The 15252-nt window shown below is 42.9% G+C and carries 10 protein-coding genes and 1 tRNA gene; 5 read left to right on the top strand and 6 right to left on the bottom strand.

Annotated elements, in window-relative coordinates:
• Positions 1-146 precede the first annotated feature (146 nt).
• The 3 genes from ACYVK4_RS15295 (at position 147) to ACYVK4_RS15285 (ending at position 4570) form a co-directional block, all read left to right on the top strand.
• Positions 147-2429, top strand: coding sequence for a glycoside hydrolase family 20 protein (locus tag ACYVK4_RS15295; protein WP_461128390.1), 2283 nt, complete (start codon positions 147-149; stop codon positions 2427-2429).
• Between the two features lie 65 nt (positions 2430-2494).
• Positions 2495-3202 carry an SIR2 family NAD-dependent protein deacylase gene (locus ACYVK4_RS15290; protein ID WP_461128389.1) on the top strand — a complete coding sequence of 236 codons (708 nt, stop codon included), beginning with the start codon at positions 2495-2497 and terminating at the stop codon, positions 3200-3202.
• 927 nt (positions 3203-4129) lie between these two features.
• Entirely contained in the window at positions 4130-4570 is a 441-nt protein-coding gene (locus ACYVK4_RS15285) for a response regulator (protein ID WP_461128388.1), read from the top strand.
• 434 nt (positions 4571-5004) lie between these two features.
• On the opposite strand, the gene ACYVK4_RS15280 is transcribed toward ACYVK4_RS15285, so the two are convergent.
• A complete protein-coding gene (locus ACYVK4_RS15280; RefSeq protein ID WP_461128387.1) occupies positions 5005-5889 on the bottom strand; it encodes a cation diffusion facilitator family transporter in 885 nt (294 codons plus the stop codon).
• A 425-nt stretch (positions 5890-6314) separates the two neighbouring features.
• Between ACYVK4_RS15280 and ACYVK4_RS15275 the strand changes: the two genes are divergently transcribed.
• Positions 6315-6830: a response regulator gene (locus tag ACYVK4_RS15275; RefSeq protein WP_461128386.1), complete on the top strand. Its 516-nt coding sequence runs from the start codon at positions 6315-6317 to the stop codon at positions 6828-6830.
• Between the two features lie 338 nt (positions 6831-7168).
• Here ACYVK4_RS15275 and hemF read toward each other — a convergent pair whose 3' ends face one another.
• The 5 genes from hemF to ACYVK4_RS15250 form a co-directional block, all read right to left on the bottom strand.
• The gene (gene hemF, locus ACYVK4_RS15270) at positions 7169-8086 is read right to left on the bottom strand and encodes an oxygen-dependent coproporphyrinogen oxidase (RefSeq protein ID WP_461128385.1); all 918 of its coding nucleotides are present in this window, start codon (positions 8084-8086) and stop codon (positions 7169-7171) included.
• Positions 8087-8107: 21 nt separating this feature from the next.
• Positions 8108-8734 carry an AlbA family DNA-binding domain-containing protein gene (locus ACYVK4_RS15265; protein WP_461128384.1) on the bottom strand — a complete coding sequence of 209 codons (627 nt, stop codon included), beginning with the start codon at positions 8732-8734 and terminating at the stop codon, positions 8108-8110.
• 579 nt (positions 8735-9313) lie between these two features.
• Positions 9314-9793: a hypothetical protein gene (locus ACYVK4_RS15260; protein WP_461128383.1), complete on the bottom strand. Its 480-nt coding sequence runs from the start codon at positions 9791-9793 to the stop codon at positions 9314-9316.
• Between the two features lie 1308 nt (positions 9794-11101).
• Positions 11102-12448 carry a trigger factor gene (tig, locus tag ACYVK4_RS15255; protein ID WP_461128382.1) on the bottom strand — a complete coding sequence of 449 codons (1347 nt, stop codon included), beginning with the start codon at positions 12446-12448 and terminating at the stop codon, positions 11102-11104.
• A 140-nt stretch (positions 12449-12588) separates the two neighbouring features.
• Positions 12589-12670 (bottom strand) — tRNA-Leu (locus ACYVK4_RS15250).
• A 221-nt stretch (positions 12671-12891) separates the two neighbouring features.
• Here ACYVK4_RS15250 and ACYVK4_RS15245 point away from each other — a divergent pair.
• Entirely contained in the window at positions 12892-15177 is a 2286-nt protein-coding gene (locus tag ACYVK4_RS15245) for a RelA/SpoT family protein (RefSeq protein WP_461128381.1), read from the top strand.
• The last annotated feature ends 75 nt before the right edge of the window (positions 15178-15252 follow it).

Below are 15252 nucleotides of genomic sequence, written 5' to 3'. Positions count from 1 at the left end.
ACCATAAAGTTTTTTGAATGGCCTGAACGAGCTTTCTAAAACCTAAAAACCTTCCTGCTCAGGAAGGTTTTTGTTTTTTGGCCGACATTAATTAAAATCCTTAGTATTTTGCCAGCTAAACCATCGTTACGATGTTTCCTTCCCCTATGAAACACCTGCTTTTTTTGTTTTTTCTTTCAACCACCGTTCTCGCCCAATCTGATAACCAGTATAACCTGATTCCTTTTCCAGCCCGCTTTTCCGGACAAAACGGACAGTTTACATTAGCACCCAACACCCGAATCGTGATAATGCCAGCTACTGATGCCAGTGTGAAGTCGGTAGCCCAAACTTTTGCTGGTCAGGTTAAGGTCGCCCATGATCTGAATCTGACGGTTGTACCTTCCACACCCGCTTTACAGAAAGGGGCAAACATCTTTTTTCAGCTGAACAAGAAGTTGAATTTGGGTGATGAGGGGTACAAATTAACGGTTACTCCCGGCCGGGTTGTTGCCGAATCATCGACATCCAAGGGGTTATTTTACGCGGCCCAAACCATGCGGCAGTTGCTTCCGGTGGGTTCGTCAGGTACACTCAGCATGCCTGCCTGCGCCATTACCGACAGACCCCGATTTGGCTACCGGGGATTAATGCTCGACGTAGGTCGTCATTTTATGCCCGTTCCCTTCGTCAAGAAATTTATTGACCTGATGGCGATGCATAAACAAAATACGTTTCACTGGCATTTGACAGATGATCAGGGCTGGCGGATCGACATTAAAAAATACCCTAAACTGACTCAAATAGGCAGCAAACGGGCCGAGTCGATTGTTGGTCAGTACTACCAGAATTACCCCCAGCAGTTTGATGGCAAACCCGTTAGCGGCTATTACACCCAGGAGGAAATTAAAGATGTCGTTCGGTTTGCACAAAGCCGATTTGTTACGATCATACCTGAAATTGAAATGCCGGGCCATGCTCAGGCAGCCCTGGCGGCCTATCCGGAATTAGGTTGCGACCCAGCCAGGGGGTACCAGGTATTTACAAAATGGGGGGTTTCTGAAGATGTGTATTGCCCTTCAGAAAAAACCTTCAGTTTCCTGCAGGATGTTCTGACAGAGGTTATTGCTCTTTTCCCCGGAAAATACATTCATATTGGTGGCGACGAATGCCCCAAAACAGCCTGGAAACAAAGTGCGTTTTGCCAGGAGCTAATGAAGAAAAATAACTTAAAAGATGAGCATGAACTCCAAAGTTATTTCATCCGTCGAATCGAAAAGTTTCTGAACAGCAAAGGTCGGTCAATCATTGGCTGGGACGAAATCCTGGAAGGAGGTCTGGCTCCCAACGCGACGGTTATGAGCTGGCGTGGTACCGAAGGTGGTATTGCCGCAGCGAAACAAAAGCATACGGTCGTTATGACACCCGGCGGCACCTGCTACCTCGACCAGTATCAGGGTAATCCAGCTACCGAACCATTAGCCATTGGCGGTTACTTACCCCTCGATAAAGTTTATGGATACGAGCCCATGCCCGCTGAACTACTTCCAGCTGAGCAGAAATATGTGCTTGGTGTGCAGGGAAACATCTGGACAGAGTATATTCCCACTCCCGAAGATGTCGAATACATGGCATTCCCACGGGCAATTGCTTTGGCAGAAGTCGCCTGGATGCAACCCAGCGTGCATAATTTCGAGGATTTTGCCCAACGCCTTAAAAATCATTTGCCCAGGCTGGGGGCGGTTAATTATGCCAAGCGCTTATACGATATTTCGGCCAGTACACAGGCGAATGACCAGGGGCAGCTTCAGGTTGTCCTCAAAAAGCTTGACTCCGATAGTCAGATATTTTATACACTCACCGGGAAAGAGCCAACGGATAAAAGTACAGCCTACATAGGCCCCATCAGTTTGACTAAAACGTCGACAATTCGGGCTATGACACCTATGGGCGGGCGGTTGACCCAGACGTTCACGCTTCATAAAGGAAAAAATAAACAGTATACCTATACGCTGGCCCCTGAACAGACCAGTGATCCTAAAACCAGCAAACTTACCGACGGCGTTCGGGGCGACACGCCACGCAGCCGTCGGGAATGGGTATTCTTTTATGGAACTGACATGGACCTGACCATCGACCTGGGGGATGTAACTCCAGTTACCAAAGTTTCGTTAAGCTTTTTGAAAGTTATTTTAGAGAAAGGATTTCCACCGGGTACAGTTGAGATTGCGCTATCCAGAGATGGTAAAGACTTTAAAGAAGCGATTGCTCAACCCGTAAAATATGATTTATCGGGTCCGTGGGATATTTTACCCGTTGTGGCCGACTTCAAAACCGCCCGTGCACGTTATGTTCGGGTACGGGCAAAGAATGCTGGTGTTTGTCCAACTAGCCATCCAAATGCAGGAGAGAAAACCTGGCTGGCAACCGACGAAATAGTTGTGGAGTAGACTATCTAACTGGGGGAAAGAAGACTTTTTGCATTCGTCAGGCAACTGTTCGAAACGCTAAACTCATGGAAACACGTAAAAAAATTGTCGTTCTGTCGGGTGCCGGTATCAGTGCAGAGAGCGGCATACCAACCTTTCGGGCATCGGACGGACTTTGGGAAAACCATCGTATTGAAGATGTTGCCACCCCGGACGCGTGGAAACGCAACCCCGCCCTGGTCCAGAATTTTTATAACCAGCGACGAAAACAAGCCCTCAGCGTTGAACCAAACGCCGGGCACTTTGCGCTGGTAAAACTCGAAGAAAAGTTCGACGTTACGGTAATCACCCAAAACGTTGATAACCTGCATGAAAAAGCGGGCTCCACCCTGGTAATTCATCTTCACGGCGAGTTGTTTAAATCCCGTTCTACCGTCGATGAGTCACTCATATATGCTATTGATGGCTGGGAGCTAAACGAAGGTGATCTATGTGAAAAAGGGTCGCAGTTAAGACCTCATATTGTATGGTTTGGCGAAGCTGTGCCAATGATGGACGTAGCTCTGGACATCACCCAAACAGCTGACTTGATGATTGTTGTCGGTACTTCATTAAATGTCTATCCGGCAGCAGGACTGGTTTATGCCGTAAGGCCTGGTGTACCGGTTTATGTTGTAGACCCTAACAGTCCCACCATACATACTAAAAGCAACGTCACCTTCATTGCTGAACCCGCCACGATTGGCCTCACAACGTTAGTGAATCAACTGTTGGAAAAAACGGACGAAGCCTGATTTTGATAAAGATTCTCAACTGAAACCGAGTCGGCTGTTAATGAACTCCTATTCGGTCAATGGGTAAAATAGACAATGGTAATTTTCTGATTAGTGAATAGCAGGCGGGGGGTTTGGTACGGACTTTGCTACCAATTAGTTGTCTATAACCAATGAACCATCTAAATGAGAATCCGAATTATAATTACAACGAATCTTACCCTATCGGATATTAAGAATGCAGTAGTTTGGTTCATTCTCCTCTCATCTACGGCATTATTCTGGTTTAGCCTGTATAAGTTAATCGCCTAACCGCAAGCGGTTGAAAGTTAGTGACAATTCTGTGGTTAAAACCGCTCAAACCTTTTGAGCGAATGAATTTTATGTTTGCCTCTATTTGATCTAGTCCCTTTCGCCCCTCGGTTTGTCAATTCCTGTTATTGTCCCAACTGCCCCTAAGCATGTCTTCGAATATTGTCATGTAATTCTATGATATTCAGCGACTGTAAAAGCTGTAATGGGTATTATTAACATGACTATGAACCCGTTCAATTCCCATTACTTTATCGCCCCCGTTTGTATTAATGATCCTGATTGATTCAGGCAAATTAACAGTGAGGCTTATCTTCCTGCACAGTAAGTATTGATGGTGGAGCGTATGCCGTTTTCAAAACGTCCAGATGGAGGGCCGTATAAGGGTTGGGTTTCATGTTTTCAAATCTCCTATCCGGCAATCGCCGACTACTTTTACGGCTCGTTTCAATTGATGGAGTATTCGTGTTTGGTTTACTTGGGAAATTTGTCTCATTAGCCTTCATAAAAACCGGCTGCATTCGGTTTAGTAAAAATCTTTAGGACTTAGGCGGATCTTATCACATTTGGTCAAAACATCCTATCACATCTCATGACCATTCAGTAACTTACCGTCCACCTACCATCCTTGTCCACATGCATTCGAAATTTTCAATACTGATCGTTGATGATGACCCGCTGCTTTCAGATATTTTAACGCAGGCTTCTTTTTCTGGCTTTCCGGAAGCTTCCTTTACCCAGGTTCACTCGAGCAAAGAGGCTATCGCCTTCATTAAAGGACTGGAGGGATACGGCCCACAACTGGTTTTACTGGATTTTTATTTACAGGACAATGGAAATGAGCTAGACTTTTTATCGTTCTTACGGTCTCAAAAAGAAACGCGCTATCTCCCGGTCGTTATTCTTACAGTTGGGCAATCGCACGCCAACATCGTTCAGGCCTATTATGAAGGCGCTTCCTCATTTACTATAAAACCAGGTAATTTTGATGCGTGGGTAACCTATTTAAGTTCACTACGGCGCTATTGGTTTAAAACTGTTTCTATTCCGAAAATAAAATTCAAAAGGATGTTTTAAAAAGTCTTACAGGCGAAGCACCTGCCAGATTATTTTCTAGTTAACGTGAATAATGGCTGTATGTATGTTGAATTGAGATTATTAAACAAGTTTAAAACTTTTTTTAACCACAGAGACGGTCCGCCGTTGCGGCACAAAGCGCACAGAGGTTGATGGGGCAAAAAGTTACCTAACAAACCTCTGTGCACTTTGTGCCGCAACGGCGGACCGTCTCTGTGGTTAAAAAAAATGATCCACTAGCTGTACGTATAAGCTAAATTTTGATCGAGCTAACCCATTATTCACGTTAGTTAGTAAAGCATTACCCGTTTACGTAAACGAAGTTGTTAACGCTCGAAAAGGATCATTTGCGATTAAGCCGGAGACAGAATTCCTCGATCAACTTAAACGCTGATTGTGCCTTTACCACTAAAGAATTGCCTGATTGAGTCAACTCACACGGGTTCGATATGCACTAAAACATCATAAACAGATGGTTTGTCCTGTAAAATGGCCGTCTTCACTGCATGGGCAATATCATGACCCTCTTTCACGGTTAAATCTCCCGGCACGAGCACATGTAAATCCACAAAGTATTCAAACCCTGTTTTTCGAACCCGGAATTTGTCGATTCCCTTTACCTGAGGCACGGTTAGCGCCAATACATTCAATTCGTTCCGCCAATCTCCCGCGGGTGTTTCATCCATAATCTCCCCAAAGGATGGTCGGAAAATCAAGTACGCATTAAAAACGATAACCACTGAGGCAAGAAGGGCAGCCCAGTCGTCTGCGCTTTCGTAGCCCGGCCCTCCAATGAGAGCAATACTAATTCCAACAAAAGCGGTTAAGGAAGTGATAGCATCGCTTCTATGATGCCAGGCATCGGCCTTAACAGCGCTGCTTTCCGTTTCTTCCCCTACTCTGGCAATACGCCGAAACAACACTTCTTTAACCAAAACAACTCCAGCCAGGACGAACAGCGTAAATGGGGCCGGAATTTCGTGGGGTTGCTGAATATTTCGAATACTCTGAACAGCGATCAATATAGCCGCTCCCACCAAAGCCATAGACACCACAATTGCGGCAAGTGGTTCAGCTTTACCATGCCCGTATGGATGGTTTTGATCGGGGGCCTTTGACGCTGTCCGCAATCCCAACCAAACGAAAACGGATGTAACGATATCAGTGCCAGACTCCATAGCGTCGGCTATTAAGGCGTAAGAATGGCCAAACCACCCCGCCAACCCCTTTACAATTACCAGTGAAATGTTAACTGCGATTCCAATTAAGGTTGTCTTTTTTCCTCTTTCAGACGGATGAGGTTTTATTTGTTGCTCCATTTCTATGTATATGTACAACTTTTAACTAATTGCCCATTAATGACACTCAGATAAATAAGTGGTTTTTTAAAGGGCAATTTTTCAGTGACTAAGTTGTTTTTTAACGATTGAGCTGCCCTACCAAGTCGACACTTTGTCTACCTCTTAAGCATATTGTTGGCACGATGCATTTCTCTCTTGCCTAACACGTCTTCTGGCTTATGGTTTTTGATAGTTCATCATTAAGAAAAGGTATACGTTTATACGGGTGGTTTTCCGAGTGATTAAATGAATCCTGCTTCTTAAAGAAACTAACAATTCAAATGCCTTCTTATTCTATAGATTTATTTTAACAACTTTATTATTTGATCCATTTAATAGAAATTGCAGATAAACGGCTCAAACGCTTTCGTTGTTAAGTATTTTTACTTAAAAAAGTTAACTCCATGGACGCTTCTTTCGAACGGATCAATAAACTATTTCGAACTTATATTAAGCAGGTCAATAGAGTTTATAAACTCCCCTACTCCGTAGAGAGCCAGTTAACGTCGATGGTGGGGCGGCAATTGGATGATGTTTGGGTAGTAGACGATGATCCGAATGACCAGATGTTCATAAAAGTTGCCTTTAAAAGCATATGCCCTGATATGCCAATTTCTACCTTTAACGATGGAGAATCCCTCCTTTCAAGGATTGCACAGACACAGGATTACCCTAAGCTTTTGCTTTTGGACCTGAATATGCCACGTGTTAACGGATTTGACGCTTTACACACGTTACGTAGAAATAAGAATTTTGATGCGTTAGGCATTGTCATTCTGACAACTTCAACAGGAACTTCAGATGAGGAATGTGTAAAAGCACTGTCCTTAGGTGCCAATCAATTTTATACTAAACCCAGTAGTTATAAAGATCTGGTCAGTCTGGTTAGAACGCTTAAGACTTCGTGGTGCGATAAATGAGTCGTTCACCATTAAGTCTTTAACAAAGTATACGGATACCAGGTGTAAACACCTCCCCGTTGGAATTTCTTTTACAAATCAGGAGATACGACGTTGTTTTGCATGGGTTGGTCATAGGACACGATCGCTTTCGCAGAACAACACACTCATGAAAAAAATACCACGTCAGCCCTTGCCGTGTAATCACGTATCTCTTTTCATCGACAGTTTGAGGTGGATGCGATAAAGGCTACAACGTTACAATGTGCTTAAGAAGCAGGCATGATGGCGTAGCAGGTGAAAATGAAGCTGTCGTTTTTGTCAATATTTTCGGATCACGTGCCGGTTTGATTAAAAACCTACTTCACCCAGTTAGTACCTTTTTGCAGCGACTTTAGCGTTTGTTCTTCGCGACTTCCAGTTTCAGGATGAAAGTCATATATCCAGTTCGCCTGAGGGGGCATACTCATTAAAATGGACTCGGTACGGCCATTTGTTTCAAGTCCGAATTTAGTTCCCCGATCCCAAACCAGATTAAATTCAACATAACGGCCCCGGCGAAGTAATTGCCAGTTTTTTTCGCGCTCTCCATACGGAAGATCACGGTTTTGCCCCATGAAATGTGTATAAATTGGCGCAAAGGCATTACCAATATCCTGCACAAAACGAAACAAACTTGCTTTATGGGCGTTGTCCGTTGGCTTTAGATAGTCGAAAAAGATTCCACCAACGCCCCGCGTTTCCTGCCGATGCGGAATATAAAAGTAATCGTCAGCCCACGGCTTAAACTTGGAATAATAGTTTGCATCGTGTCGATCACACACGCTTTTTAGCGATTCATGAAACCAGCGGGCATCTTCTACATTAATGTAATGTGGCGTTAAATCGATTCCGCCCCCAAACCAGTTATGACCAGTGCTCATCTCAAAATACCTTACATTCATATGAATAATAGGGACCATCGGATTTCGAGGATGAAGCACAATAGACACACCAGTCGCGTAAAATTCAGCAGGCTCGGTCAGATTAAGCGTGCGGAGTGTTGCTTCTGTGGCTTCCCCGTGCACGGCTGAAAAGCCTACTCCCCCCTTTTCAATAACGGCGCCATTAGTTATCAGCCGAGAACGCCCCCCACCCCCACCTGGCCGTTGCCAGTCGTCTTCCTTAAATGTTGCCCCACCATCGGCCACTTCCAGAGATTGGCAAATTCGATCCTGAAGATCCTTGAAAAAGTTGGTGACTACTTCTTTCGTCACAATTACATCCTGCGGTATCATAACTCAAAGATACAACAAGGATTATTCTGCCAGTTTAAGCGCATAGCGAACTGGAAGTGGTTTATCAATTAAAACCAGTAAACCACGCTCCGCCAGCTGCCTCAACAACTTACCAGCCCGGTAACTTGATATATTGATTAGCTTGCCAAATTTATCAGCTGTTATATAGTCGTTTTTTCGAAGGTACTGAATCAGAGTCCTGGCCATCGGCGATTTTAATAATTCACGATCTGCCATTTCGGGAGTGATTATAAGCTTGCTTGTTGGCATCGACTTGTCTTTTGCACGAACATAAATTGTTCGCTTTCCTGATTCATCAACTACATAATGCGGTTTCTCGCCACTTTCCGGGACGGAAATAATCAAAATCAAACGGCCATCCGGTGACAAGGTTTCGTAACTTATTGTTAAGGTTGGTTCGATCAATTTATCGGTTGCTACCTCTATTTTGTCCATCTCCCGAAATTCGGATGGAACACCTACCATTTTACCAGCATCAGTTACGCCAATAAGTAATGTTCCACCGGATGTGTTGGCAAATGCAGCCAGTGTTCGGGCTATTCGGTAAGCAGAAGAAAGTGATCGCTTAAATTCCAGCCTGACGTGTTCACCCTGGCCAATTAAATCATCAAGTTGATTTCGAGTCATAATTAATATTTGATCACTTAATTATCTGCTGGGCATGGCGTTGATCCATTTAAGGGACCAAAGTCATAATTTATTTTCAAGTTCATACATCTTTCTATACGCTTCTTAATCATTGACCAATCACCTTAGTTGCACAGAGTAATGCAATGCATTGGTTACTAAACCCTCATTATCCTAACGTAGGCGACGAAAAATAGCAGTAGCGATTAGTACATAAAAATAACGTCTTCTGAAGTTGCCGCTTTAGACTACTTTTAACAGGGCAGTCAACACATTATTCTCTCACATAAAACCTGTTTTAAAACAAATAAAGCAAGTTAAATCCTTTGAGCAGCTGACATGTTATTACATTCATATTATTACTTAATACAGCCGTAAAGAAATTTTCTTTTATACAACCATTATCGACAGGTTTGGGTTTGGCAAAGGTAAAGTACGAAAACAACAACCTATAAATTTAGAGGAGTACAGCCAGTAAAACCCTATTCCAGTAACGACAAAAGCGGACTTTATGGCCCGCTTTTGTCGTTACTGGAATAGGGTTTATTTGACAATGATCGCTCAACAAGCACAAATGTACTATTCGGATATACTGCTCTGTTTTTTGCGACCGCGGGGTTTACCCGTGTATTCAGGTTTAACACTGTCGGTTGATAATTTTAACTCATAGCCTGTGATGCCATTGTCATAATCAAATGGCTTAACCACGAAGCTATATTTTGTTTCAGCAAAATCGATGCCTCCTTTCTGTAAAATAAAGGGTAACGAAATAGCGTAGCTTTTTGCTCCCTGGGCTAGTTCAAATGTTTGATCTTCTTCATCTCCGGGAATCAGGAAAAGCGATTTTATCTTCCGCTTGCCATCCTGTGTACCTACTTTAAAACGATTATTATTCGGATCGAAGCCTAATTGAGTAATCGCTTTTGCAGGCAGAACCAACTTACCAGTTGATGAGATATAACCGGTTACGGGTGATGGCTTGGCTACAACTTTTTCCGCTTTTTTCTTGGATTCACTGTTCTCTTCAGGAGAAAAGAATCGAATTTGCTTAGCTTTCATTGACAATATATGGATTAATTATAAGATACAGACAACGCAAATATAAGAAGTCTCTTTTTCAAAAAAAGAAATTCAAAATATTAATACAATTATTATTTTACAAGAAACTATTTTTCATCTTGGTTTCAATGTAACTATCCCTTTTACTGACGGGCAAAGTATAATTTGAATTTTTAGTGTTTCAATTTATCCCACTCTATTACTAATGTTCAGGATTGAAATCTATGGTTAAACTAACCTGTCAAGGTATACCATCACACATTAATCAACTTATTTTTACAGCATTCTCTTTATTATTAATAGTTCATCATATACAATATATCCTCGCTAGCCTATATGCACAAAACCAGCTAAATGTCTCTTAAGACTATAAAGCGATAAATTTTTCATCCAGCCATTAGAACTACGTCATCATTTAAGCGCAACCCATTTTTAAAATAATTGATTGATTCAACATTGGTTAACCTTTTACTTCATTCATCCTCTATATGCTTATTCGTGTCGTAACGGCTATACTATTCTCTAACATCATCATACTTAGCGTTCGATATTCATTTGAAGCAAGTGACTTTTAAACATGCGAGCCCTCAGAAGCCAAAAATGACAATCTGTTTGGTACTATAAAAAACCTTTGTATTGAGAATTCGATTTTATGCGTCAGAATTTCATTCCCTGACTTTCAGACCTTAACTTAATAAGAAATTTAAAATGTATTCAAGAAAATTTATGCATTGATATAGCTAATTGTACATGCTTTTCTAGCTGTAATTAATCTAAAACGATTACCAATTGAATTCTAAAAAATACAGACCTTTTGATATCTAATGAAATAAAAATCAACTATTTAATTAGTAAATAAGTAAGCAAAATTTGAATTACTATGTTTTTTATTCTAATTTCTTATTCCTTGGGTAAGTAATAAAATCAGGTTATCCACTATTTACTTCTTCAGCCAGTATAAATCAATCGTTAGCCTAGGTTCTAAAAACGACGATATACCCCTATAACCAACTATAAATCAGGCAGTTGTAAACATTCGTCATGAATTTATATAATTTTTTTTCAAACCATCGGTAAAAATTGATGTCAGAAATTTGATCTACCTGGGCGCTAGTTAATGCCTAATTCTAGTCAAATAATGAGAAATGCAATATCAGGTATCAATATACAATTTAATGTTTTTGAATTCTTTCGAATCAATATTAAACTAACTCTTCCACTATCGCTGGCTTGGCACTAAAAAGTTTTGGCAAAAATAAAAGGCCGGTCAGTGACCGGCCTTTTATTTTTGCCAAAACTTCAAGTGATTTATCGGTTCTCAACTAAAGCTTTGAACTCATCTACGGTGATTTCCTGCGTAACAACAGTTAATTGGGTTTTCGCGAACTCAATTACTTTGTCATCGAACACACGGTTAAAAGTGCTTGTATAATTCTGTCCGTTGTTCTTTTCATCCATCAGATAATTCCGGGCGATGCGATCAATGGTTTTGTTCATTTCATCGTCTTCATTACCCATGAAGCCAAATTGCTCCTGAACCATCAAACGGGTAACCGCCAATACCTCATCGAATTCAACGTTGATATCTGCTTTTTCAGCAATCTTGTTTTTGATCAGCTGTAATTTTACCGACTTCGTAAAATCGCTGTACTGTTCCTCAATCTGCTCAGGCGTAAACTTACCTTCATTGACTTCCAGCAACCAGTTTTTCAGAAACTCATCGGGCAGCAGGATTGGCGTATTGTCGATTAGTGTTTTTTCAATATCCAACCGAAGTAACTGAGCTGACTCACGACCATAGTTCCCTTTAATGATCTCAGCTACTTTAACCCGGAACTGCTCTTCATCCGAAACAGCGCCTACGCCAAGCACTTTATCAAAAAACTCCTGATTTAATTCAGCAGGCTCGTGGCGGGTAATATCGTCCACCTCGAAGGTGAACTCACCGGTTAGCTCAGCAGCTTCCTCTTTTTTCACGCCAGTTGCATTGGCCCGGGCTTTTTCATCGGGGAAAGCCTGCTCCAGTACGAACGTGATAACATCACCTTTTTTCTTGCCAACAAATTGCCCCTTAGCTTCCTCAGCCATTTGGTTCGTTGGGAACGCGGTTTTTGCCGTAAATGAGCCTTCAACCTGCTTCAATTCCCCATAAATGGTATCGCCATCGTTCACTTCTTCCCCGTGAGCATGGGTATGAAAACGCTGTTGCAAATCGGCAATGGTCGAATTGATTTCAGTTTCACCAGCCTGAATTTCATATTGGGTCACGCTTGGCAAATCGGCAAAATCAATATCAAATTCCGAGGCCAGGCCCAGCGTATAACTAAAAGCAAAATCAGATTGGTTGTCCCAATCAATAGCATCAGCCTGTTCCCGGTTTGGAACTGGATCGCCAACAACCTGCAATTTGTTTTCGCGGATATACTGACTTACCGTTTTGCTCAGCATCGAGTTGATCTCGTCAACCAGAATGCTTTTGCCATACATTTTCTGCACAAGCGAAGCTGGTACGTGACCAGGGCGGAACCCCTTCAATTGTACTTTACGGCCATAGTCTTTCAACTTCTTATCAACTTCTGGCTTATAGTCGGCTGGGGTTAGCGTAATTTTCAGCGAGGCATTGGTATCGCTGGCTTTTTCTAAGGTAATATCCACGTTTGTATCGGTTTAAAACTGAAAGAGCGAAAGAGTGAAACTGAGCCGCCGGAGCGGAGCGAAGAGCGAATTGTTATAGACAACACTCTTTCGCTCCGCTCCGGCGGCCCGGTTTTCACTCTTTCGCTTTTAAACTTTAGTACGGGCGGAGGGACTCGAACCCCCATGCCTTGCGGCACCAGATCCTAAGTCTGGCACGTCTACCAATTTCGCCACGCCCGCAAATTATATGGCTCGAACAGGTTTGATTTGCTCGCTGAATGTGTTGAATCAACCAGGTGTTTCAGACATTTCAGGGTGCAAAAGTACAAAAAGATTTGAATGCTCCAAGCGATTATGTAAAACGATTTAATTTTAGTCCTTTTTTCATCCGATTTCGATTAATAATTTGTTAACTTGTAGTAAGAGTACAACCCACAGGCAATTACTGCAAAGAAGCCACTATGATGAATGCCATTGAGCATCAAGCCAACCAACCCGGCAATACGGACGAACCCGTTATTGATTTGGAGTTAGAACGGCAGGAAATACTGAAACGGTACCGTCGCTTACTACGCGCTGCAAAGCCCATGTTGAAAGGAAACGACGCAAAGCTGATTAAGAAAGCGTTTAATACCTCCGCCGAAGCGCACAAAAATATGCGTCGTCGCTCCGGTGAGCCTTATATCTATCACCCGCTGGCCGTTGCCCAGATTGCCATTGAGGAAATTGGATTAGGTACAACAAGCATAGTGGCCGCTTTACTTCATGATGTTGTTGAGGATACAGACACTACCATTGCCGATATAGACCGAGCCTTTGGCCCTAAAGTGGCCAAAATCATTGATGGTCTTACGAAGATTTCAGGCTATTTTGAATACGGCACGTCTCAGCAGGCTGAAAACTTCCGTAAGATGCTGCTGACCTTATCAGATGATGTACGGGTCATCCTGATCAAACTCGCTGATCGGCTGCATAATATGCGAACGCTGGACTCCATGCCCCGCGATAAGCAGTTGAAAATAGCTTCTGAAACGATATATATATACGCCCCACTCGCTCACCGACTGGGTTTATATAGTATCAAATCGGAACTGGAAGATTTGTATCTGAAGCACGTAGAACCCGAAGCGTACAAAGACATTGCCAAGAAACTTCGGGAAACGAGACTGGCCCGTGATCGCTTTATCGGACGGTTTATTGAACCTATCGAAAAAGATCTGGCTGAAACCGGCATCAAATATGTAATAAAAGGTCGACCAAAATCCATTTATTCGATCTGGACCAAGCTGAATAAATCGAAAAAGCCCTTTGAGGAAATTTATGATTTGTTTGCGGTCCGTATTATTCTGGATGTTCCTCAGGATGAAGAAAAAGCAGCTTGCTGGCGCGCCTATTCAATTGTTACGGATCATTATAAACCCAATCCGGACCGTCTGAAAGACTGGATCAGCACACCCCGAACAAACGGCTATGAATCACTTCATACAACCGTAATGAGTCGATTGGGGCAGTGGGTAGAGGTACAGATCCGGACGGAGCGGATGAATGAAATTGCCGAGAAGGGTTATGCGGCTCACTGGAAATACAAAGGCAACGACACGCAGACGGGTGCCGGTATTGAAGCCTGGATAAGTCAGGTGCGTGACATGATCGAGTCGGCTGGTAGTGGCGACAAGAAGGCAGCTATTGAGTTCGTCGACGATTTCAGAAGTAATCTTTACAGCGAAGAAGTTTTTGTATTTACGCCTAAAGGCGATCTTCAGGTATTGCAGCGCGGGGCAACAGCACTTGATTTTGCCTTCGATATTCACACTCAAATTGGGGCACGCTGCATGGCAGCTAAGGTAAACAACACCCTTGTGCCGCTGAGTTATGTGCTTCAAAATGGTGACCAGGTCGAGGTAATCACATCGAATCGGCAAAAGCCCAGCGAAGACTGGCTTCGGTTTGTTGTTACGTCGAAGGCCAGAACCAAGATCAAAGACTTAATAAAGGAAGAAAACAAACGGTTCGTTACCGACGGGCGTGACCTGGTTCAGAAAAAACTGAGAGTACTTCGGATGGAAATGACCAACGAGGTCATCAATCAGTTAAGAGCCTATTTTGGATCCAAAACGACGGATGATTTTTTCTATCGAATTGGCAAAGGCCATATCGACGTTGGTGAGCTGAAGAAGTTCAAATCTGATAAGGAAGCGAAAGAAAATCGGGCCAATAAGCTCAATACCGATGCCATTCCCGACGCTAAAGCCTTTGTCAAGGAGCTGAAGAAAATCCATGGCGAGCGGGCCGATGCGGACATGCTTCTCATTGGTGAGGACATGGATAAGATCGATTATACGCTCTCCAAATGCTGTAATCCAATCTCTGGCGACGATGTATTCGGTTTTGTCACGATTAATGACGGCATCAAAATTCACCGGGTTACCTGTCCAAACGCCGTTGAACTGATGTCGAATCATGGCAACCGTATTATAAAAGCGAAATGGACGTCCCAGAAAGAGCTGGCCTTTCTGGCTGGCCTTCGCATTACGGGCACCGACCGTGTTGGCTTGATTAACGATGTCACCCGGGTAATCAGTAATGAGCTTCACATTAATATGCGTTCTGTGGCGATTGACTCGAAAGACGGTATCTTTGAGGGAAATATTCGCTTGTACGTTCACGACACCAGCCACCTCGAAATTCTGATGCAAAAACTTGAACGGGTTCAGGGGGTTTTTGAAGTGGTTCGGTTTGACTCATAACTAGAGAAAAATGAAATGTGTAGTGTGAAGAATATGTCTGCGTGCCAACCTTATTCTTTATTCTATACGGTTCAT

The organism is Spirosoma aerophilum, assembly GCF_054782495.1.
The sequence above is the reverse complement of the archived record's forward strand: the minus strand, read 5'-3'. Positions and strand labels throughout refer to the sequence as shown.

Bases quoted from the DNA above. Each gene is read 5' to 3' on its own strand.
- ACYVK4_RS15260 (WP_461128383.1), bottom strand. From the start codon at position 9,793: ATGAAAGCTAAGCAAATTCGATTCTTTTCTCCTGAAGAGAACAGTGAA.
- hemF (WP_461128385.1), bottom strand. From the start codon at position 8,086: ATGATACCGCAGGATGTAATTGTGACGAAAGAAGTAGTCACCAACTTT.
- ACYVK4_RS15295 (WP_461128390.1), top strand. From the start codon at position 147: ATGAAACACCTGCTTTTTTTGTTTTTTCTTTCAACCACCGTTCTCGCC.
- ACYVK4_RS15280 (WP_461128387.1), bottom strand. From the start codon at position 5,889: ATGGAGCAACAAATAAAACCTCATCCGTCTGAAAGAGGAAAAAAGACA.
- ACYVK4_RS15265 (WP_461128384.1), bottom strand. From the start codon at position 8,734: ATGACTCGAAATCAACTTGATGATTTAATTGGCCAGGGTGAACACGTC.
- ACYVK4_RS15245 (WP_461128381.1), top strand. From the start codon at position 12,892: ATGATGAATGCCATTGAGCATCAAGCCAACCAACCCGGCAATACGGAC.
- ACYVK4_RS15275 (WP_461128386.1), top strand. From the start codon at position 6,315: ATGGACGCTTCTTTCGAACGGATCAATAAACTATTTCGAACTTATATT.
- ACYVK4_RS15285 (WP_461128388.1), top strand. From the start codon at position 4,130: ATGCATTCGAAATTTTCAATACTGATCGTTGATGATGACCCGCTGCTT.
- ACYVK4_RS15290 (WP_461128389.1), top strand. From the start codon at position 2,495: ATGGAAACACGTAAAAAAATTGTCGTTCTGTCGGGTGCCGGTATCAGT.